The sequence below is a fragment of the Sagittula sp. NFXS13 genome, from assembly GCF_040148795.1.
GTDB classification, from domain to species: domain Bacteria; phylum Pseudomonadota; class Alphaproteobacteria; order Rhodobacterales; family Rhodobacteraceae; genus Sagittula; species Sagittula marina.
Genome location: NZ_JAGEMH010000002.1, coordinates 631,579 through 652,584 on the forward strand (window position 1 = coordinate 631,579; position 21,006 = coordinate 652,584).

The following is a 21,006-nucleotide window of genomic DNA, read 5'->3' on the forward strand; positions in this document are numbered from 1 at the left end:
AGGGCAGGCCTGCAACACTACGGCCAAGAATTTTATGAACGTACCAAAGAGGCACATTGATATGACACGGGTTTCCGCAGTTTCCATTCTGGCGCTTTCCGCCATGGCCAGCCCGTCCTTCGCGGACGTTACGAGTGAAGAGGTCTGGAACAACCTCGAGTCCTACCTGTCCGATTTCGGTTACGAGATTTCGGCGACAGAGACCGCCACGGACAACGGGCTGGAGGTGTCTGACATCAGCTATACTGCGCCTCTGCCGGAGGACGGTGGCACCATGGTCGTGACGCTGCCGGACATGATCTACACCGATGTTGGCGATGGTACCGTCGATATGACGATGCCGGAAAGCGGCATGATGGAGGTGACCATCACACCCGAGGGCGAAGATGCTTCGCCAACCGTGGTGGCGGTGGCGCTGTCGCACAGTGGTCTGCTGGTGAACGCATCGGGCACCCCGGAAGAGATGACCTACGAGTCGCGGGCCGAAGAGATCCGGATGGTGTTGGACAGCGTGACGGACGAGGGCGAACTTCTGCCGAAGGAGGCCCTGAAAACATCGCTTTCCATGGGGCCTGTGGCGGGGACGTCTGTTGTCAGCATAGAGGACGGTCTGCGCAGCGTATCGCAGGACATGACTTACGGCGACATCACCTATGACTTCGCCTTCACCGCGCCGGAAGATGATGAAACCAAGGGTCTTTTCAGCGGGACGCTGCGGGGCCTCGCGGGGAAGGGGACGACGGTGGTGCCCGATGGGGCCGATATGTCCGACGCCCCTGCCATGCTGGCTTCGGGGTTTGAGGTCGATGCGTCGATCACGCATCAAGGCGGCGAGACCAGCTTTGACTTTCAGGACGGGTCGGATCGTGTGACGGGGCAATTGTCGTCTGACGGTGGCGAACTGGGCTTTGCCATGTCACAGGAAAAGATGGTCTATGTGCTGTCCGCCCTGGGCCAGAGCGTGTCGATGATGGTGCCGGACATGCCGTTCCCGATCGAGGGTAAGTTTGGTGAGGCGGGGTTCTCCTTCGAGATGCCGCTCGCGGCGTCAGAAGAGCCGGTTCCTGCAAGCCTGTCGGTGCTGCTGTCTGATTTCGAGATGGCGGATATGCTGTGGGGCATCTTTGACCCGCAGGGCGTGCTGCCGCGTGATCCCGCGACGATCGGCGCGAACCTGGAGGCGGAGGTCACGCCCTTTGTCAGTATCATCGACGAAGATGCGATGGAGGCTGTGGAAGAAGGTGAAGAACTGCCCGGCGAACTGAACAAGGTTACCCTGACAGATCTGGTGGTGCGTGCCATCGGGGCTGAGATTCTTGGCGAGGGTGAATTCACCTTCGACAACACCGATACAGAAACCTTTGACGGGATGCCGCGCCCAGAGGGCCAGATTGATCTGACCATTTCCGGCGTGAATGGCGTGATCGACAAGCTGATCGAGATGGGCTTTGTCCAGGAGCAAGACGCAATGGGCGCTCGGATGATGCTGGGCATGTTCACCGTACCGGGGGCAGAGCCGGATACGGCGACTTCGACCATTCTGGTGAACGATCAGGGTCACGTGCTGGCAAACGGTCAGCGAATCAAGTGATCTAACGATTGAGTGTTTGCATAGGGCGGGGAAGTTCCCCGCCCTATGCATGTCTGCGGGAATTCAGGGGCACGCCCTGCGGCGCGACATATCTTGCCCCTGAAGGGGCTGCCCCGGCCTTCCAGCGAAGTACTTGGAACGCCTAGACGTTATGACCGCAGCTCCGGAAGGCCGACGCCCGGCGAGGCATATCCGCCGTCCACTGCGACCACTTGACCGGTGATATATGCGGCTTTGTCCGGGCACAGGAAGCACTTGGGTCCGGCCAGTTCGCGTTATGATCCGTAGCGGTTCAGCAGCAGGGCGTCGTGGTATGCGGCGATAGTGGACGGCCATGGCGAGTTCGGTGCGCACCGGACCCCGGCGCGGCACAGCTCACCCGGATGTCATAGTCACCCAGCTCCGCTGCATGCTGCTTGGTCAGTTGGATCACGGCGGCCGTGGATGTGCCGTAGGCGCGACGACAGGGAGGCCCTAGCGCATCAAGTCGGGGAGGTCGCCGTTGAGGCCGGCCGCTTCACGAATGAAGCCGCGGCGGAGACCGGGAGCGGCGTTGATTGCAGCCATGCCGATGTCGCGGGCCGCGCGGAGCAGCGGATTGTCATTTGAAAACAATCTGTTGAAAAGGTCCGTGCTGGCCGCAAGCGTCGCCGTGTCCCATCGCCGCCATTGCTGGTAGCGGGCCAGAGTGAAGTCGGAGGCAATGTCTTCGCCCCGACGCGACGCATGAGACAGCACATGCGCCAGCGCGGCCACGTCGCGCAGCCCGGCGTTCAGCCCCTGGCCCGCGATGGGATGCATCCCATGTGCCGCATCACCCACCAGCGCCAGACGCGTGTCGATAAAGCTGTTCGCGAGCGTCAGGCCCAGCGGGTAGGTGAAACGGGTTCCTGCCAGGGCGATATCGCCGAGAAAGTCGCCGAAACGGGGGCGGAGGACGGCGAGGTAGTCATCTTCGCTCAGATCATTGATGGCTTGGGCGCGGTCTTGCTTCTCGCTCCAGACGATGGAGGAGCGGTTGCCGGTCAGCGGCAGGATCGCCAATGGTCCGGCTGGCATGAACAGTTGATGCGCTGTGCCCTCATGCGGCTTTTCGTGCGCTATTGCGCAGACAAGGGCGGTTTGACCGTAGCCCCAGCCGGTGCGTCGGATGCCTGCGCGCTGAGCGGTGCCGGAGCTGCGCCCATCTGCGCCCACAAGCAATCGTGCGCTTACGGTCTCGCCGCCTTCCAGCGTCACGGTGACGCCGTTTTGGTCGGTGTCTTGGGCGATCACCCGACAGGCGGAGTGGGTTGTGATCTGCGGGCTGTGTTCCATGGCATCCATCAGGGCACGGCGCAGGTAGCGATCCTCGACCATATACCCCATGGGGCCTTCTTCGATCTCGGCGGAGTCGAAGTGCAACCCGAGGAACACGCGGGCATCGCCAACGCGCCCGTCGGATACCTTGATCTGGAGCATGGGCTGAGCGTCGTCTTCGAGCCCGTCCCACAGACCCAGCCTGTCCAGCATGCGTTGCGAGGACAGAGCCAGCGCGTAGCTGCGGCCGTCGAAATCGTCCTGCGTCCGGGTTGGGGCGGGCAGGGCGTCCAGCACCACGCTGGTGAGGCCGCATTGCGCCGCCGCCAACGCGAGGGCGGTGCCATTCAGGCCGCCGCCTACGATGATCAGATCGTGTTTCATGGGGCTGAATATGGCCGCGCGCGCGGGATTGTCCATGCGCCTTTGTGGCGCTAGCGTCGCGCGCAAAGAAGGAGTGCCCGAGATGATCGACTGGACCAAAGCCACCGCCGCAGAAATGGGCCGCGCCATCGGACGGGGGGAGGTCGATCCGGTCGATCTGACGCAAGGGTTTTATGACGCCATCGCGGCAGAGCCGGCGTCCGACCGGATCTACGCGCGCCTGACCGAAGAGCGCGCCATGGCGGAAGCTCTGGCCGCGTCAAAGCGCGCCAAGGACGGTGTGCGGCGGCATCCGTTGGACGGGGTGCCGATCTCTTGGAAGGATTTGTATGACACCGCCGGCGTGGTGACGGAGGCTGGGTCAGGCCTGCTCGCCAGGCGTGTGCCAGACCGCGATGCAAAGGTGCTGCGCGCCGCGACGCTGGCGGGCACGGTTTGTCTGGGCAAGACACATATGTCGGAGCTGGCGTTTTCGGGGCTTGGTCTGAACCCGGTGACAGCCACTGCGCCTTGTGTGAACGATGCGGAGGCGGTCGCCGGTGGGTCGTCCTCTGGCGCGGCAGCCTCTGTGGCGTTTGGGCTGGCGGCGGCGGGGGTCGGGTCGGACACGGGCGGATCAGTGCGTTTGCCTGCTTGCTGGAACGACCTTGTGGGATTGAAAACCAGCTCCGGTCGGCTGTCGCTGGAGGGCGCGGTGCCATTGATCACCAGCTTTGACACGGTGGGGCCGCTGGCGCGTTCGGTCGAGGATGCGGCGCTGTTGCTGTCCGCGATGGAGGGCAAGCCCGCGCCGGATCTGCGCGGGGCCTCGCTGAAAGGTCGACGGTTTGCAATGTTGCAGACCGTGGTGATGGACGATCTGGACGAGGCACCGGCGCGCGCCTATGCCGATGCGGTGGCGCGGCTCCGGGACGCTGGGGCCGAAGTTGTGGACCTGGGCTTTCCTCAGATCGAGGGCCCGCACCGGGACAGCGGGATGCTGTATACGGTCGAGGCTTGGGCCACATGGGGGGAGGCGATCAAGGCCAATCCCAAAGCCATGTTCGCCCCGATTCGGGAGCGGTTCGAATCCGGGGCCACCCATGATGCGGCGACCTACAAGGCCGCTTGGCAGCATCTGGAGGACGTGCGGCGCGCATGGTGGCCCAAGACGGCCAGCTTTGACGCTGTGATTTGCCCGACGGCGCCGAACCTGCCCGCCAAAGAGGCCAAGTTGATGGAGCAGGGCGATTATTACGTCACCGAGAACCTGCGCACGCTGCGCAACACGCGCATCGGTAACCTTCTGGGCGGCGCGATTGTGACGCTCCCCACGGGCGTGCCGTCCTGTGGCGTGTCGCTGATGGCCCCGCCAATGGCAGAGCATCGCCTGCTGCGGCTGGCCCATGCTGCGGAGGCGGCGCTGAAGGCATAAGCGGCAGAAGCGGGGAGCGAATCCCTTTGGGCTCCTATCAAAAATGCCTGCGATACAGGCGGAGCTTGAGCTTCGGTTCCGGCAAGATACCGATCCCATTGCGACTTTCGCGCCACAGGCCCTCTCTGCGGCGTCATCATTGTGGACAGCGCCCCCCTTTGTTCCGTATCCTGCGGGCAATCGCGGGGCGAACAACGACCCCGCACGAGGCAGATCAGAGCTAGACCCATGTCCCCCGAACGGTTCTCGAACCTACCGGCATATGCATTCCCGCGTCTGCGCGCCCTGTTGGACGTGCATGAACCCGGTGGTGATATACGCCACATGAGCATCGGCGAGCCAAAGCACGCCTTTCCGCAATGGGTCTCCGAGACCATTGCGACCCATGCGCATGAGTTTGGGAAGTACCCCGCCAATGAAGGCACGCCGGAGCTGCGCGGCGCGATCCGTGACTGGCTGTATCGTCGCTATGACGTGATGGTTGACCCGGACACGCAGGTCATGGCGCTGAATGGGTCGCGCGAGGGGTTGTACAATGCCGGCATGGCGCTGATCCCGGAACACAAGAACGGCGCGCGCCCCGTGGTGCTGATGCCGAACCCGTTCTATCAGGTCTACATGATCTCGGCGATCTCGGTGGGGGCGGAGCCGCGCTTTGTCCCGGCAACCGCAGAGACGGGTCATTTGCCTGACTTCGCGGCCGTCGATCCGGAGGTGCTGAACCGCACCGCTGCTGTCTACATTTGCTCCCCTGCAAACCCGCAAGGCGTGATGGCGGATGAGGCGTATTGGCGCGGGCTCATCGGGCTGGCAGAACAATATGATTTTCAGATCCTCGCGGACGAGTGTTACGCAGAGATCTACCGCGACACGCCCCCTGTGGGCGCGCTGGAGGTGGCCAAGGCGATGGGCGCTGATCCGGAGCGCGTTGTGTCCTTTCATTCGCTGTCGAAACGGTCGAACCTGCCGGGGCTGCGCTCTGGCTTCGTAACGGGCGGGCCGGACAGCATCGCGCGGATGAAGCAGCTGCGCGCCTATGCAGGAGCCCCTGTGCCGCTGCCGATCCAACGGGCGAGCGAAAAGCTGTGGGCCGAAGAAACGCATGTGACGCAGAATCGCGCGCTTTACGCGGAGAAATACGAACTGGCGGATGAGATACTGGGGCATGTGCCGGGCTATCTCAGCCCGCAGGCGGGCATGTTCCTGTGGTTGCCAGTCGAAGACGGAGAGGCCGCAACGCTGCGGCTGTGGCAGGAGACCGGCGTGCGCGTGCTGCCGGGGGCCTACCTGTCAAAGGACATAAGTGGGCAAACCAATCCCGGTGCGGGCTATATCCGCGTGGCGATTGTTGCCCCACTGGAAGAGACACGGGACGGGCTGACCCTGATCCGGGACACCCTGTACTGATAAAGATAAAAAGACGAGGCGGAACAATGGCATCATATCAGGTCAACCAGACGAACCGGCGGCGCGACCCTCTGCTCGATTCCGGCACCACGGAGGTGCTGGAAAAGCGCGGTCGTGAACTGGTGGGCTTGGTGCTGGTCTTGCTGGGCCTGATGGCGGCGGCAATGATCGCCTCCTATTCGCCGGATGATCCCAGCTGGCTGTCGGCCACCGACGCCCCGGCGGAAAACTGGATGGGCCGCTTGGGGGCCTTTGTTGCGGCCCCGCTGTTCATGATTGTGGGCACTGGCGCCTGGGCCTTGGCTGCGGTTTTGGTGGTTTGGGGCGCACGGTTCGCGATGAACAAAGCGCAAGGGCGTGCCTTTGGCTGCCTGATCTTTGCGCCGATCTGGATTGCTGTCTGTGCGGTCTATGCCTCTGGCCTGCCGCACGGCAACGACTGGTCGCATCACTTTGGCCTTGGCGGTTTGTTTGGCGACATGGTCATGGGTTCCGCGCTGACGGCCCTGGACGGTTTGGGCGTGTCCCCGGCGACGGGCCTGAAGTTCATGATGCTGATGCTGGGGGGGGCGATCCTTGGGCTTGGCATCTTCGTGCTGGGTTTCACCAAGGCGGAGCTGAAGTTCCTTGGTCGTTTCCTTCTGGTGGGCGTCATCATGACCTATGCGCAGATCGTGCGGCTGACCGGGGTTGGCGCGTCTGGCGCGATGGGCGCGGCGCGCAAGTTGCAAGAAAAGCAGGCGGACCGCCGGGCAAATCGCACCGTGCAAGCCGAGGCTGCGCGAGATCATGTGGCCGTCGCTGCGCCGCGGGTGCAGCGCGCCGTGCCGCCGATGCGCGCAATGGAAGATGACCTCGACGTGCCTCTGCTCGATGACGAAGAGATGGCACGGTACGAGGCTGCGGCCGCCGAGGAAAAGGCCGAGAAGGGCGGTTTCCTGTCCCGTATGCCGTCTTTGATGCGCCGCTCTGAGCCGCAAGTCATGCCGCAGCCGGAATTGGTGGACAACCTGATGGATCACGATGTGGATGCGCCGGAACCTGACCGGATCAGCGCCAAGATTGCCCATGCGGTGAAGGCGCGGCACCCCTACGCCGCCCCTGTCGCCGCCCGTCGAGATGATCCGACCAAGCCGTTGACGCGTGGGCGCGGCCATGGTCCCAAGCCGCTGATTTTCTCTCCTGCGCCGCGAACCAACGGCCTGCCGCCAGAGCCGCCTTTGACCGCCGGCCCCGCAACGCTTCCGCCGGAACCGCCGGTGACGGCACGGGATGCGGTGCGCAGTTTGACGGCTCCAGCTGTGGGTGCTGCCGTATCCACCATGCCGCCTGCGGCCAAGGCGGCATCGGCTCCAGTCTATGACGATGCCTACGACGCGCCCTTTGACGACGCACCGTATGATGACCTTGCGCATGAAGCTCCGACATATGATGCCGCGCCGACCCGCAATGGTCCGGACGCCACCGCCTATGCAGAAATGCCTGCTCCCGCTTCGCCGCGCATCAATGCCGGCATGGACGATGCCTACGGCGAGATGACGGATTTCGACGATTACGGTGACGACTATGACGCTGGCGATTATGACGAGGTGCAAACGTATGGTGATGAGCCATCAGCCCCGGCGTCGTCCAGCTCTGCGCCGCCGATCCAGCGTGGCGGCAACGGAACGCACGATCTCATGCCCGAGGCCAAGAAGGTCGTGCAGCAACCGATCCGAAAGCCGGTGCAATTGTCGACGCGCGCCAAGCTGGAGGCCCAGCCCTCGCTCGCGTTTGATGAGAAGAAACACACTGAATACGAACTGCCGCCGCTCAATCTGTTGATGTCGCCGGAAGCTGTCGAACGCCACCACCTGTCCGATGAAGCGCTGGAAGAAAACGCGCGTATGCTTGAATCCGTGCTGGATGACTACGGCGTGAAGGGGGAGATCGTCTCTGTCCGCCCCGGCCCTGTGGTCACGATGTACGAACTGGAACCTGCGCCGGGCCTCAAGGCGAGCCGCGTCATCGGTCTGTCCGACGATATCGCGCGCTCGATGTCGGCTTTGTCCGCGCGTGTGTCCACTGTGCCGGGGCGCTCGGTCATCGGGATCGAACTGCCCAACGACAAGCGTGAGATGGTCTGCTTCCGCGAGATCCTCGCCGGGCGCGACTTCGGCGATGGAAACCAGAAACTGCCGCTGGCGCTGGGCAAGGACATCGGCGGTGATCCGGTCGTGGCCAACCTGGCCAAGATGCCTCACCTGCTGATCGCGGGGACGACCGGTTCCGGTAAATCTGTGGCCATCAACACCATGATCCTGTCCTTGCTGTACAAGCTGACGCCCGAGGATCTGCGTCTGGTGATGATCGACCCGAAGATGTTGGAACTGTCGGTTTACGACGGCATCCCGCACCTGCTGTCGCCCGTTGTGACCGACCCGAAGAAGGCCGTTGTGGCGCTGAAATGGGTCGTGGGGGAGATGGAAGACCGCTATCGCAAGATGTCAAAGATGGGCGTTCGCAACATCGACGGCTACAACAGTCGTGTGGCCGATGCGTTGTCCAAGGGCGAAATGTTCTCGCGCACCGTTCAGACGGGCTTTGACGAGGAAAGCGGCGAGCCGGTGTTCGAGACGGATGAATTCGAGCCCAAGAAAATGCCCTACATCGTGGTCATCGTCGACGAGATGGCCGACCTGATGATGGTGGCGGGCAAGGAGATCGAAGCCTGCATTCAACGTCTGGCGCAGATGGCCCGTGCCTCGGGCATCCACCTGATCATGGCGACGCAGCGTCCGTCCGTGGACGTCATCACCGGCACGATCAAAGCGAACTTTCCCACCCGGATCTCGTTTCAGGTCACCTCGAAAATCGACTCGCGCACGATCCTTGGGGAAATGGGCGCAGAGCAACTGCTGGGCATGGGTGACATGCTGTTCATGGCAGGCGGGGCAAAGATCACGCGCTGTCACGGTCCATTCGTTTCGGACGAAGAGGTCGAGGAGATCGTTAACCACCTCAAGGCGTTCGGTCCTCCCGATTATGTCGGTGGCGTGGTCGAAGGGCCGGCTGAGGAGAAGGCAGACAACATCGACGCCGTGCTGGGCCTGAACACCGGTGGCAACACAGGTGGCGAGGATGCGCTTTACGATCAGGCGGTGGCAATTGTCATCAAGGATCGCAAATGCTCGACATCGTACATCCAGCGCAAGCTTGGCATTGGTTACAACAAGGCCGCGCGACTGGTGGAGCAGATGGAAGACGAAAGCGTCGTCTCTGCCGCCAATCACGTGGGTAAACGCGAAATCCTGGTGCCAGAGCAGGCGTAATCCCTTTCGCGCAATGCACACAAGGCCCGCGTCGCGTCCCTTGCGATGCGGGTCTTTTTATGTGCCGGTGCGCTTCATCCGTAAGTGTGTGGCTCAGACAAATCAAAGATGCCCAGCACATGATTGGTCTCACCATTGTCGCCACGCAGAGGAACGAGCAGGGCTTGGACGCGGGCAGACTGGGTGCCGTCGTGCTCAGGCGTGAGTTCGATAAATTGAGCGCGGCCTAGATTTACGGCATTCATGTAGGCCGAAAAGCTACGGGTGCCGGGGCGGGAGATCGGCATCTCGGAGTGGAGGCCGCCCTCGCGCGCCCCGGTCTTGAGTATCCGCAGCTGTGGATTCAGATAAATCGTTTGAAAGTCCGTCGGCGCCGACGCTTTTTCGGTGCGGATCGCTTCGCTGATCGCTACGGGCAGGTCGATGCCCGTAAATTCCTCCAGCGGCAGATGGGACAGGCGTGGCGGCAGACCTTCAACATCACGATAGCCAGCCCACAAAAGAACCTTCTGGCGGAGGATCCGCGACATTTTCGGAAGATGATGAGCAATATCGTCCAACGGCGTATCCTACCATATCTTGCTGACTGTAACGCAATAAAGTGGGTCTGTCTCGCATTGCGATGCTCGCGTGGTACCATGCATGACATCCTTTAGGTCCACACGGGAACCAAAGGCAGGGTTCGACGCGTTAAGGAGTTGTATACGAATATGTGAGGCAGGAATGTGCGCGGGTAAGGTGGAGAGTATCCTGAATCGGCTCGACGATCGCGCGGGTCAACAGAGCACCGTGTCCGTCGCCGGTGCGATGGACGAGATAGGCAACCGCAGTTTCGGCCCCTTGATCTTGTTGCCGGCACTATTGGTGATAACGCCAATTGGCGGTGTTCCGGGTGTGCCCACGCTGTTCGCCATAACCATCCTGATATTTGCCGTCCAGGTGGCTTTGGGGCGGGACAGCCTGTGGCTGCCGCATGCGATCCGCAATCGATCCGTCGAAAACGATAGCATTCACAAGGCGACGCAGAAGGCGCGTCCTGTTGCCAGTTGGCTGGATAGCCACACCTCAGAACGTCTGACGGCCCTAACACGTCGACCCGCGCCCCGGGTTGCAGCTGTGATGGTGGTTTTGCTGTGCCTGACCGTGCCTTCCACTGAAATCTTACCCTTCGCCTCTCTCATGCCGATGTCCGCCATAGCGCTTCTGGGCTTGGCGATCACAGTGCGTGACGGACTTTTGATGGCGCTCGGTTTGATCGCGGGGGCCGCGGGCTTGATCGGCGGGGTTTGGCTGTTGATATCGTATTGAACGGCCTCGGATATCGCATGACCGTTCCGCCCATGCCATATGTGGGTCAACAGACACCGGAAAGGACCCGTATGTTCCGCACGTTTCTCGCTGCAATCGCCCTGAGCCTGGCCGCGCTGCCCGCAATGGCACAGCAACTGTCGCTTGGTCAGGTTTCGCAGTACCTGAACACCCTTCAGACCGTTAAAAGCCCCTTCACCCAGATCAATGCCGACGGCACGATCTCGACTGGAGAAATCTGGATCAAGCGCCCTGGCAAGGCGCGTTTCGACTACAATCCACCAGAACGCGGGCTGGTGCTTGTGTCCTCTGGTGCGGTCTATGTCATGGATCGCAAGCTGGGTGGCAACCCGGAGACCTATCCGCTGAACCAGACACCGCTGTCGATTATTCTTGCGCGCAACGTCGATCTGGCACGCGCAGGTATGGTGACGGGGCACGGCTATGATGGCACCGCGACGACTGTCACCGCACAGGACCCAAAGCGCCCGGAGTACGGGTCCATTCAGATGAAGTTCACCGGAAACCCGGTCGAATTGCGTCAGTGGATCATCACCGATGGTGACGGTACCAAGACCACCGTTGTCCTGGGGGGGCTGGAAAAGGCTTCTATCCCGACGAGCGAATTCCTGATTGATACAGAGCTGAACCGATAAAGCGGCAGGGCGCCCCTTTAGTCGCCTTTCGCCGGATCCTATTTGCCAAGCCCGCTGGTTCTCAAGGACCGGCGGGCTTACCTGTTTAGTATCTCATGCAGGAGTGTTCGCGATGAACCGTCGCACCATGTTCAAGACCCTCGCCGCCACCGTTGGCATTGGGGGGGGGGTGGGGTAGTGGCCACCCGACGTCGCGGGCGAAATCCGTATTATGAGGGGCCGGTCAGCGATCACTTTGACGGGGTTCGTTTCTTCAATCCAGAAGGCAAGCCTCCGAAAGGGTTTCGCGATTTGATGCGGTGGCGCTTTGGGCCGAAGCCCGCCGCTTGGCCAGAGAAGGTCGCAGTTACTCCCGCCAAACCTGCCACGCGAATCGATGATCTGACCGTCACTATGGTGGGGCACGCGACGCTGTTGGTTCAAATGGCGGGTCTGAACATTCTCACAGATCCGTTTTGGTCGGACAGGGCGTCTCCGGTGAGGTTCGCAGGGCCAACGCGGACAGCGCCGCCGGGAATTGCGTTTGCGGATCTGCCGCCCATCGACCTGATTCTGCTGTCACACAATCACTACGACCATCTCGATATCGACACATTGCACCGGGTGCAGGCCGTGCACGCGCCACAGGTGATCACACTGCTGGGCAATGATACCTTGATCGCGCCGACGGGGCTGCAGACGCAGGCGATTGATTGGGGGGAGAGTACGGACTTCGGTCCGTTGCAGGTTCATGGCGTGCCTAGCCAACATTGGTCCGCCCGCGGCATGGGCGACCGGAGCATGGCGCTTTGGGGTGGCTTTGTGCTGACGGGGCCTGTGGGCGCTCTGCTGTTCATCGGCGACACTGGCTTTGATGAGGGGCGACCATATCAAGGACTGCAGCGTTTCGGCCCGTTGCGGTTGGCGATTCTGCCTATCGGGGCGTATGCGCCGCGTTGGTTCATGCAGGACCAACACCAAAACCCGGACGAAGCCGTGCGCGGGTTCAAAATGTTGGGTGCGGCTCATGCGATCGGCCACCATTGGGGCACGATCCAATTGACGGACGAGGCGCGCGAAGCGCCCCGTGATGCGTTGTCAGAGGGGCTGAAGCGTCATAGCGTGGCCCCTGAAAGGTTCCGCGCCATGGCTCCGGGCGACAGCTGGGCCATCCCCTCGATTTGATCAGCGCGCGTGGCGGCAGTTGCGCAATTGCTGGCTGTAGACCACGGCGCGTTCGCCAACCTCGGAAGAGACACGAAGCAACCAGGCCTTGCTGTTGTAAGATCCGCGACGGTAGCCTGTGCGCCCTTCGTGGTAAGCAAGATAATGGTTGCGGGCGTCCCACATCGGCAGATTCAGCTGGTCATGCGACTGCTTCATGTACCACCCCATGAAATCGGTGGCGTCCCGAATGTCATCGCGTCTGGCGTTACGCCGCGCAGTGGACGAGACGAGGTATTCCTTCCAGGTTCCGTCCAACGCCTGACTGTAGCCAAAGGCAGAGCTTTGTCGACCCACGGGGATCACCCCCAGCGAGTAGCGCAATGGTGTGCGCGCATCGGAATCGAATTTCGATTCCTGATAGATCGTTGCCATTTGGACGTGCACAGGCACGCCCCAACGGCGTTCTGCAGCCTTGAAGGCGCGGTAGTATGTCGGGCGCTGCTGGAGAATCGAACAGGCGTTGTCCAAGTTGTCGGGGGACGTGCCAGAGCCGCCGCCGCCTCCACAAGACGCCACCAAAAGTAGAATCACCAGCGCGCGAAAGAATCTGCTCATCTGCCTCACGCGTATTACATTTTTTTCATTATCATCAAAATAACCGAAAACGCGGCGCTTTGAAATGATAATTCACGCGGAGGGCGGTCAGCCGCCGGGGAGATCACCATGGCCTGAGAGGAGGGAATGTTTCGTGTGCGAAGACGACTGTTCGGTCGCTTTCCACAGAGTGTTTCTGGCAAATCCGTGTCAATAGTTGGACAACCGGGGCCAAGCTTGGCTACAAGGTGAGTATGACAAAGGTGGAGCATATGCTGAAGAAGCGCGCAAAATATCACCTGGGACAGGTCGTTCGGCATCGCAAACACCCATTCCGCGGCGTGGTGTTCGATGTGGACCCTGAATTCAGCAACACAGAGGAATGGTACGAATCCATTCCCGAAGAAGCTCGCCCCGCCAAAGGGCAGCCGTTTTATCACCTGCTCGCGGAAAACGATCAGAGCTTTTACGTGGCCTATGTGTCAGAGCAAAACCTGATGGCGGATTATTCCGGCGAGCCGGTCGACCATCCGGATATTCCGGATCTTTTCGGTGCGTTTACCGATGGCAGTTATGAACTGCACTTCCAGCTGAATTGATCAGCTGACAACAGACTCTCTCTCACGCTCCGTGAGGCTGAAGGCGGTTCCTTACAGGGCCGCCTTCAGCTTTTGCAGGAACTCGTCAACGTGCGCGTGCTCCAGCGCCCAATCGACGACCAGACGTCCACGCGTCATGTCTTCGGGCTGTGCATCCGCTGCGCGCATGTCGTAATACATTGCACCGGCCGCCTGTACGGCATCATGAGCGCGCAGGGGGATCTCAAAATAAAGCAGGTTCGCAGGCGTATCTGTCAGGACTTTAACGTCCAACGCGCGAAGACCGTCCACCAGCCTGGCACATGTGGCGTTGGCCTTTTGTGCCAGTTCAAGCCACAGGCCATCCTTGAGATAGCCGTTCATCTGCGCCGCCAGATAGCGGTGTTTCGACAGTAAATGCCCCGAACGCATCCGCCGGAACGGCAGACCGCGTGCTTTGTCAGGATCAAAAAAGATCACTGCCTCGACGCCCATACAGCCATTCTTGGTTCCGCCAAAGACCGCCACATCGGCGCCGGCTTTCCACGACATCTCTGCGGGAGTGCAGCCCAGCATGGCGCAGGCATTGGCAAAGCGGGCGCCGTCAAAATGCACAAACAGCCCGTTTTCATGCGCCAAAGTCGCCAGTGCCGTCAGTTCATCAAGCGTGTAGATGTTGCCGCGTTCGGTGGTGTTGGTCAGCGACAGCGCGCCCCGATCAAACTGGTGCACATCGCCGGTGTTCCAAAAGGTCAAAGCCTTGGTCAGAGCCTCCGGCGTGATTTTGTCGCCCTCGCACACGCCGACCAGCTTGGCCCCGCCGGTGTAGAATTCCGGCGCGCCACATTCGTCGACATGGATATGCGCGAGGCCGGAACAGTACACCGCCTGATAGGGTTGCACCAATGTCCCAAGTGCCAGTGCGTTCGACGCCGTGCCCCCGGGCATGAGGAAAACTTCTGCATCCGGAGCCTCGAACAGGTCGCGCAGTGCGGACTTGGCGGCTTCGGTGTGCACATCGTTGCCGTAGCCGTGAACATATCCCTCGTTTGCCTCTGTCAGCGCCTGCATGACCTGAGGGTGGACCGGGCCGGTGTTGTCGGACGCGAGATACATGGGAGCCTCCTGAAGCTAGCGGGGTTCGTCGATGATATGGTCTTCCCAGTCGTCATCGTCGACGTCAAATTCCGGCACCGTCATGCCCTGCATCGACACACCAGCGCGATACACGCTATCGGGATCGCCGGTCTCGAGCGGGTGCCATTTCGGCAGGGGGTTGCCGTTCCAAAGCAGCTTGTAGGCGCAGGTTTCCGGCATCCAATAGAGGTTTTTCGCCATGTTGGACGGCGAGAGCACGATGCACTCCGGCACGAACTGATGGCGAATCGGGTATTGCGCGCAGCGACAGCTTTCGTTGTCGAAAAGGCGGCAGGCTATCCGGGTCAAAGCGACCTCACCCGTGTCCTCGTCTTCGAGCTTGTTCATGCAGCACTTGCCGCAGCCATCGCACAGCGCCTCCCACTCATCCTTGGACAGGTCAGTGAGTCGCTTTTTTTCCCAGAATCGAGGGGCAAGGTCGGGGCGCGCGATGGGGTCGGTCAAAGCGCCTCCAAGATGTCGCGCGCCTTGGCGCAATCTGCGTCCATCTGGGTGATCAGAGCATCCAGCCCGTCGAATTTCAGCTCCGGGCGAAGGTAATCGACCAGAGCGACCGACAGGGTGGCACCGTAAAGGTCGCCGGTGAAATCGAACAGGAAGGTTTCGATATTTGGCACATCGCCGTCGAACATCGGGCGGACGCCGATAGAGGCCGCACCGTGATAGCTTCCCTTGTGGGGGCCGTCGCGCACATCCACCAAAACGGCGTAGACGCCGAACTTTGGCGGATGCAGTCCCTCGATGGACATGTTGGCCGTGGGGTAGCCCAGCTCTCGACCGCGCTGTTCGCCGCCGATCACCTCGCCCTCGATCCGGTGCCAGTGGCCCAGCAACTCGGCTGCGTCGCGCGGGCGTCCTTCGGTCAGAGCTTCGCGGATCGCGGTGGAGGACACCACAAGCCCATCGGTTTGCATGAGTTCAGCCACAGTCACCTCGAATCCCATTTCAGCGCCAAAGGTCTTCAGATCTTCGACGGTTCCGGCGCGCCCCTGCCCAAAGCAGAAGTCTGCGCCCACCACCACATTTCGCAGGCCCAAGCCCTCGCAGATAACGCGACTTGCAAAGTCTCGTGGCGAGAGCGAGGCCAACGACTTGTTGAAGTTAAGTTGATAAAGCACATCGACGCCAAGCTTTTCCAGACGCGCGGCGCGGGCCTCTGCGCTCATCAGTCGAAAAGCGGGCGCGTTGGCGGCAAAATACTCACGTGGATGGGGTTCAAACGTCAGAACGCCCAGCGGCGAATCTGGCATGGCGCGGCGTGCGAGGTCGATCACCTGTTGGTGGCCCCGGTGCACCCCGTCGAAATTCCCGATGGCCGCGCTGGCGCCACGGTCCCCGGTTTGTGTATATTGGTAGTCTCTGACGATCCGCATATGCTGGGAGTTAGAGCATTCATTGGCAGGGATAAACCGCTTTTGTCTTTTGCTTGCAGGTTGGGCGGTTGACGTAGCGACAGCCTTGGCAGAACCTTGTTTCACGGGGCATAGGAAGGACAAATGAACGATGTTGTGATCCTTACCGACGAGCGGCTCGTCGCAGCGCTGATGCAGGCGCAAGGTGGCGATTGGGCCGGCCAAGAGATCACCTCTGTCGAAGAGGCCGAGGGCGAGCGCGCGATGTATCGCGTCGGGTCAGATTTTGCGGTGCGTATGCCGCGCCATCCAGACGCTGTTTCCCTGATCGAACGCGAGGCTCGGTGGCTGCCGCATCTCTCGGGCTTGCCGCTGGCCATGCCTTCTCTTCGTCTGCGGGGGGAAGCGACGCCGCGGTTTAACTGGCCCTTCATCGTTTTGGATTGGATCGGCGGCACCGAAGCTCAGGAAAGCACGGTCAGGGACTGGTCGCAGGAGGTGGCGCTTTTGGCGCGTTTTCTGCGTGCGCTGTGGAAGCGGTCGCTGAAGGGTGGACCGGCGGCCGGGCCGGAAAACCGGATGCGTGGTGTGCCGCTGCACCAATTGACCGACACTGTGCTGACCGAAATTGGAACGCTGCGTGAAGATCTGGATGTGGCGCTGTCGCGCGAGGTTTGGATGAACGCCTTGGAGGCGGCCCCGCCGCGAAAAATGCGCTGGCTGCACGGAAATCTGAAAGCCTCCAACATGATCGTCCGCGACGGAAAACTGGCGGGCGTGGTCGATTGGGGTCATGTGGCTGTCGGCGACCCGGCTGTGGACGTGGCCGTGGCGTGGCGCTGGGTGCCAGAGCTTGAAATGGGCAGCTTTCAAAGCGCCCTGAGCGCGGGCGATGACCTTTGGCGGCGGGCACGCGGCTGGGCCTTGTACGACGCCGTGTCGACTTTGGGTAAATATCGCGGCAGCAATCATCCGCGCCACATCATCGACTGCGACGATGCGCGCTGCGTCATTGGCCGTCTCGGGCTTGGCACAAGCTGCTAGGCTTTCAGGACCGCGGCGATTCTGGCGATACCCTCTTCGATTCGTTCGCTTGGTATCGAACTGTACCCCAGCCGGTAGAAGTTATGGGGTGGCTTGTCGCCCGCAAAAAAGGCCGTGCCCGGTTCAATCAAAACACTTTGTGACTGCAAGGACCGCGCGACGTCGCGCATGTCCCGATCTTCTGGGGCGCGCATCCACAGGCCGGAGCCTCCATGCGCGCCTTCGCCCGCGACCTCCAGGCCGTAGCGCGCGGTGGCGTGTTCCATCACTTCGCGCCGCGCAGCCAAAGCCCGCCCGATGCGCCGAACCAAGGCATCATAATGTCCAAGCGACAGGAAATGCGCCGCAGTGCGCTGGATGTGGCCCGGTGGATGACGCAGTACGGAAGCCCGCAGCGCCCGCGCTTCGCGGATGAACTCCGCGGAGCCGACGAGATAGCCCAGCCTCAACCCCGGAAAGAGTGATTTGGAGAAGCTGCCGACATAGATTACGCGCCCGTCCTCATCGAGGCTTTTGAGCGCGGGGGAGGGGGCGCTGAGATAGGCCATCTCGAACTCGTAATCGTCTTCGACAATCACCGCGTCGAGGTCGGCGGCCCGCCGCAGCAATGCCTCCCGCCGTACCAAAGGCAGGGTGGCGGAGGTCGGGCATTGATGGCTCGGCGTGGTAAATATCACGCGCGTGCCATCGGGGATTGTCTCTGGCGGCAGCCCATCATCATCCACCGAAATCGGTGTGACCTGCGCGTCCGCGTGCGCCAAGAGCTGTCGGAGAGCCGGATAGCATGGGTTTTCGACCACCACCTCCCGCGTGACGGCCAACAGCTGGGTGGCCAGCCAGAGCGCGTTCTGCGCCCCCAGCGTGATCAGGATTTCCTCAGGTCTTGCAAGGATGCCGCGCCGTGGCAGGGTATGATGCGCGATGAAGCGCACCAGCTCAGGGTCGTCGGCGTCGAATTGATCCTGGGTAAGTGCATTGAAATGCCGCTGCCCAAGGGCCTGTGTCGCGCAAAGCCGCCAGTTGGCGTGGTCGAACAAAGCCGGGTCGGTTTGCCCGTAGATAAAGGGGAAGCTGTAGCTCGCCCAATCCGCTGGCCGCCCCATGTTGAACGCAGGGCCTCCGGTGTAGCGCCGCGCGAGCATTTCATCCCAATTCACGGTGTCCTGCGATTGCGGCGTTGGGGCGAAATCAGGCGGCTCAGGTGCGTTGTCGGAAACGAAATACCCTGACCGCCCGCGCGAGGTCAGGTAATCGTTGGCGAGCATCTCCGTATAGGCGAGTGTCACCGTGATCCGGCTGACATTGAGGTGGCGCGCGAGGGCTCGGGTGGAGGGCAGTTTCTCACCGCGCCGAAAGCGTCCTGACAGAATTCCGTCCGCCACCATCTGCTGGATGCGCGCTTGCAAGGTGCCCTGGGCACGCGATGCAAGATGAAATGTCTCTACCGGAATGGCCATGACGCGACCGTATTCTGGACTGATGGTGGGCGCAATCTGGACCGACGCCAAAGCGGCTTTGTCAAACAGCCTTGGCGTCGAAGGTTAGTGAACCTTAGCCATAGTCGCGTTCGCCAAAGATTGCAGAGCCGACGCGGATGTGTGTGGCCCCCAGCGCGATGGCCTGTTCGAAATCGCTGCTCATGCCCATGGACAGACCTGTCAGACCGTTGCGAGCGGCGATTTTTGCAAGCAAGGCAAAATGCAGCGACGGCGTTTCATCCACCGGGGGAATGCACATCAGCCCTTTGACAGGCAGATCCAGCGCGCGACACTCCGCTATGAAACCGTCCGCCTCGGAAGGCATAACGCCGGCCTTTTGGTCCTCTTCGCCGGTGTTGACCTGCAAGAACAGGTCGGGGCAACGCCCGATTTCGTCGGCCAGTCGGGCAATCGTGTTTGCGAGCTTGGGGCGGTCAACGGAATGGATGGCGTCAAAAAACTCCATCGCCACGCGCGCCTTGTTGCTTTGCAACGGGCCGATCAGATGAACCGAAACACCATCATATTGATCCTTGAACGGCGTCCAGCGGTCTTGAGCCTCTTGCACGCGGTTTTCACCATAGAGCCGATGGCCCTCGTCCAGCACGGCCTGCACCCGCTCGGCCGGTTGTACCTTGCTGACGGCGATCAAATTTACGTCCCCGCGGTCACGCCCGGCCTCTGAACAGGCTTTGGCTACACGGGTTTCGATGTCTTGCAAGCTCATGCGTCCCACTCCTTTGCGTCGAAGGGCCGGTCGCCCCATGCGTCTATAAATGGTTTCAGTTCCGCCTCGTATCGCCGCCAGGAATCCCGGCGCCCGGTGTGAATCGGCTGGCGCACCTGCGCGAGGCTGAGGGTTTTGACCCGGTTTGTCTGCGTGTGCGGGGAAAGGCAGGCCTCCTCCCAGTCCAATCCGGCGGCGGCGATCAGAAGGTGTGTCTGCGGCTCCGGGTCAGCCACCAGATCCTCGTAATGAACCTCGTGAATGCGCTCGGGCATGCGGGTTTTCCAATAAGTCACCTGATCGCGAAAGGCTTGTATCATGTCGGCAATGGCGGCCAAGTCGTTGGCGTAACGGTGGGCGCCGGGCCGGAAGAAGTTCTTGTAGATCGACAGGGCCACATCACGCGGATCACGATGCACGACGATAAACCGTGCGCCGGGCAGGGCGTGCGCCAGCAGGCCATAGATGTTCTGAAGCTGGATGGATTTGTCGGTGACGCGTCCACTGTCGACGCCGGTATCCCGGCGCACCAACACGGCATATTTGTCGGCGAAGTCGGTGAAAGCCTCGGGCGCAGCCTTGGACAGATCGGCAAAGGTCTGGTTGCCGCCAAAGACCGCATTGGCCAGCTGCTCGGCGTGGGCCAGTTCGCCGCCAGCGGTGACAGCCGAATGTGCGGACAGGATCTGTTCCACCAGCGTCGTGCCGGAGCGCGGCGTGCCGGTGACAAAGATGGGCTGGATCGGTGCCGTGCCATCGCGTGGTGTCAGATCAAGGGCCTGCTGACCCTGCTTGTAGGCGGCCCAGCGGCTGCGACGTGCATCCGGGTCATGGCGGTATTGGCGCGCTTGGGCGGCGTTTGCAGCGTTGAGATAGGCAAAGACCTGATCGGGTTCGCCGATGTCCTCATGCACCTTGGCCAAGGTAAAACCGAGCGCCATGCGCCCTGCATCGTTGAGCTTCGGGTGCGCCCAAAGGCGTTTCATCTCGCGGATCAGCGGATCGCCCTTGCGCGCCTTTTCGGCAAAGAAGATCAGCCGGTAGAGGTCGGTCTCATCGGGATGGCGTTTGACAAGGCGGCGCAGAATGATCGACGCTTTTCCAAATTCACCGATGTTTTGCAGATAGGTCGCCTTGTCCGCGCGGGGGGCGATCTTGTTCGGCTGGGCGGCGATACGCGCGTCGTGGATCGCCAGAACCGCCTGACTGTCACCTGCACGGGTAAAGATCGGCAGGGCAGCGTCGGACAGGACCGGATCGCCGGGACGCTTTTGCAGTGCGGCATGCAGCGCCCGAGCCGCGCCTTGCGTGTCGCCCAAGCGGTCAAGCGCGCGGGCCAGTTGGTAATTGACCTCCGGGGCCTGCGCGGTGGGGATCAGCAGGGCGCGCAGAAGACGGGCTGCCTGTTCCGGCTTCTGATTGCGGATGCAGGCCTGAGCCTCGTTGAACTGCGCCTTGATCTGGGCCGGGGTCATGCTGGTGTGCCTGTTTGGGATCTCTGCGCTTGAATCAAAAGAAAAGAGCGGACGCAAGCGCCCGCTCTTCCCTTAAGCCGTGAG

General features: G+C 61.6%; 18 protein-coding genes and 1 pseudogene. 9 read left to right on the top strand and 10 right to left on the bottom strand.

All coding sequences use genetic code 11. The features are described 5' to 3' along the window. Positions 1 to 61 precede the first annotated feature (61 nt). Positions 62 to 1,591: a DUF2125 domain-containing protein gene (locus J4E08_RS07490; RefSeq protein WP_349537936.1), complete on the top strand. Its 1,530-nt coding sequence runs from the start codon at positions 62 to 64 to the stop codon at positions 1,589 to 1,591. A 149-nt stretch (positions 1,592 to 1,740) separates the two neighbouring features. Here the strand turns inward: J4E08_RS07490 and J4E08_RS07495 are convergent. Continuing rightward, a pseudogene (locus tag J4E08_RS07495) lies at positions 1,741 to 2,054 on the bottom strand (SDR family NAD(P)-dependent oxidoreductase); the annotation flags it as partial. Between the two features lie 11 nt (positions 2,055 to 2,065). Further along, complete coding sequence (locus J4E08_RS07500; RefSeq protein ID WP_502949249.1) at positions 2,066 to 3,310, bottom strand: UbiH/UbiF/VisC/COQ6 family ubiquinone biosynthesis hydroxylase; 1,245 nt, start codon at positions 3,308 to 3,310, stop codon at positions 2,066 to 2,068. A 46-nt stretch (positions 3,311 to 3,356) separates the two neighbouring features. Here J4E08_RS07500 and J4E08_RS07505 point away from each other — a divergent pair, with 46 nt between their 5' ends. The 3 genes from J4E08_RS07505 (at position 3,357) to J4E08_RS07515 (ending at position 9,406) form a co-directional block, all read left to right on the top strand. Further along, the gene (locus J4E08_RS07505; RefSeq protein WP_349537938.1) at positions 3,357 to 4,688 is read left to right on the top strand and encodes an amidase; all 1,332 of its coding nucleotides are present in this window, start codon (positions 3,357 to 3,359) and stop codon (positions 4,686 to 4,688) included. Between the two features lie 228 nt (positions 4,689 to 4,916). Then, entirely contained in the window at positions 4,917 to 6,095 is a 1,179-nt protein-coding gene (locus J4E08_RS07510; protein WP_183962917.1) for an aminotransferase class I/II-fold pyridoxal phosphate-dependent enzyme, read from the top strand. A gap of 26 nt (positions 6,096 to 6,121) precedes the next feature. After that, positions 6,122 to 9,406, top strand: coding sequence for a DNA translocase FtsK (locus tag J4E08_RS07515; RefSeq protein ID WP_349537939.1), 3,285 nt, complete (start codon positions 6,122 to 6,124; stop codon positions 9,404 to 9,406). Positions 9,407 to 9,480: 74 nt separating this feature from the next. Here J4E08_RS07515 and J4E08_RS07520 read toward each other — a convergent pair whose 3' ends face one another. Next, entirely contained in the window at positions 9,481 to 9,966 is a 486-nt protein-coding gene (locus J4E08_RS07520) for a hypothetical protein (RefSeq protein ID WP_349537940.1), read from the bottom strand. 178 nt (positions 9,967 to 10,144) lie between these two features. On the opposite strand from J4E08_RS07520, the gene J4E08_RS07525 reads away from it, so the two are divergent. From J4E08_RS07525 to J4E08_RS07535, 3 genes are all read left to right on the top strand, one after another. Beyond that, positions 10,145 to 10,714, top strand: coding sequence for an exopolysaccharide biosynthesis protein (locus J4E08_RS07525; RefSeq protein ID WP_349537941.1), 570 nt, complete (start codon positions 10,145 to 10,147; stop codon positions 10,712 to 10,714). Between the two features lie 71 nt (positions 10,715 to 10,785). Beyond that, positions 10,786 to 11,370 carry a LolA family protein gene (locus J4E08_RS07530; protein ID WP_183962921.1) on the top strand — a complete coding sequence of 195 codons (585 nt, stop codon included), beginning with the start codon at positions 10,786 to 10,788 and terminating at the stop codon, positions 11,368 to 11,370. 294 nt (positions 11,371 to 11,664) lie between these two features. After that, positions 11,665 to 12,534, top strand: a complete 870-nt coding sequence (locus J4E08_RS07535) for an MBL fold metallo-hydrolase (protein WP_349537943.1) — start codon at positions 11,665 to 11,667, stop codon at positions 12,532 to 12,534. On the opposite strand, the gene J4E08_RS07540 is transcribed toward J4E08_RS07535, so the two are convergent. Then, the gene (locus J4E08_RS07540; protein ID WP_183962923.1) at positions 12,535 to 13,131 is read right to left on the bottom strand and encodes a transglycosylase SLT domain-containing protein; all 597 of its coding nucleotides are present in this window, start codon (positions 13,129 to 13,131) and stop codon (positions 12,535 to 12,537) included. A 251-nt stretch (positions 13,132 to 13,382) separates the two neighbouring features. Here J4E08_RS07540 and hspQ point away from each other — a divergent pair, with 251 nt between their 5' ends. After that, on the top strand, positions 13,383 to 13,709 hold the full coding sequence (hspQ, locus tag J4E08_RS07545) for a heat shock protein HspQ (protein WP_183962924.1): 327 nt from the start codon (positions 13,383 to 13,385) through the stop codon (positions 13,707 to 13,709). 51 nt (positions 13,710 to 13,760) lie between these two features. Here hspQ and J4E08_RS07550 read toward each other — a convergent pair whose 3' ends face one another. Genes J4E08_RS07550 through J4E08_RS07560 form a run of 3 tightly spaced genes read right to left on the bottom strand, consistent with a single transcriptional unit; the run spans position 13,761 to position 16,219 of the window. After that, the gene (locus J4E08_RS07550; RefSeq protein WP_349537944.1) at positions 13,761 to 14,804 is read right to left on the bottom strand and encodes a threonine aldolase family protein; all 1,044 of its coding nucleotides are present in this window, start codon (positions 14,802 to 14,804) and stop codon (positions 13,761 to 13,763) included. Between the two features lie 15 nt (positions 14,805 to 14,819). Beyond that, complete coding sequence (locus J4E08_RS07555; RefSeq protein WP_349537945.1) at positions 14,820 to 15,290, bottom strand: YcgN family cysteine cluster protein; 471 nt, start codon at positions 15,288 to 15,290, stop codon at positions 14,820 to 14,822. Beyond that, positions 15,287 to 16,219: a bifunctional riboflavin kinase/FAD synthetase gene (locus J4E08_RS07560; RefSeq protein WP_349537946.1), complete on the bottom strand. Its 933-nt coding sequence runs from the start codon at positions 16,217 to 16,219 to the stop codon at positions 15,287 to 15,289. The genes J4E08_RS07555 and J4E08_RS07560 overlap by 4 nt, the downstream gene beginning before the upstream one ends. Before the next feature lie 123 nt (positions 16,220 to 16,342). On the opposite strand from J4E08_RS07560, the gene J4E08_RS07565 reads away from it, so the two are divergent. After that, entirely contained in the window at positions 16,343 to 17,242 is a 900-nt protein-coding gene (locus J4E08_RS07565; protein WP_349537947.1) for a phosphotransferase, read from the top strand. On the opposite strand, the gene pdxR is transcribed toward J4E08_RS07565, so the two are convergent. From pdxR to J4E08_RS07580, 3 genes are all read right to left on the bottom strand, one after another. Next, positions 17,239 to 18,699 carry a MocR-like pyridoxine biosynthesis transcription factor PdxR gene (pdxR, locus tag J4E08_RS07570; RefSeq protein WP_349537948.1) on the bottom strand — a complete coding sequence of 487 codons (1,461 nt, stop codon included), beginning with the start codon at positions 18,697 to 18,699 and terminating at the stop codon, positions 17,239 to 17,241. The genes J4E08_RS07565 and pdxR overlap by 4 nt on opposite strands. Before the next feature lie 94 nt (positions 18,700 to 18,793). Then, entirely contained in the window at positions 18,794 to 19,447 is a 654-nt protein-coding gene (locus J4E08_RS07575) for a YggS family pyridoxal phosphate-dependent enzyme (RefSeq protein WP_349537949.1), read from the bottom strand. Then, positions 19,444 to 20,922 carry a tetratricopeptide repeat-containing sulfotransferase family protein gene (locus J4E08_RS07580; RefSeq protein ID WP_349537950.1) on the bottom strand — a complete coding sequence of 493 codons (1,479 nt, stop codon included), beginning with the start codon at positions 20,920 to 20,922 and terminating at the stop codon, positions 19,444 to 19,446. The genes J4E08_RS07575 and J4E08_RS07580 overlap by 4 nt, the downstream gene beginning before the upstream one ends. Positions 20,923 to 21,006 lie beyond the last annotated feature (84 nt).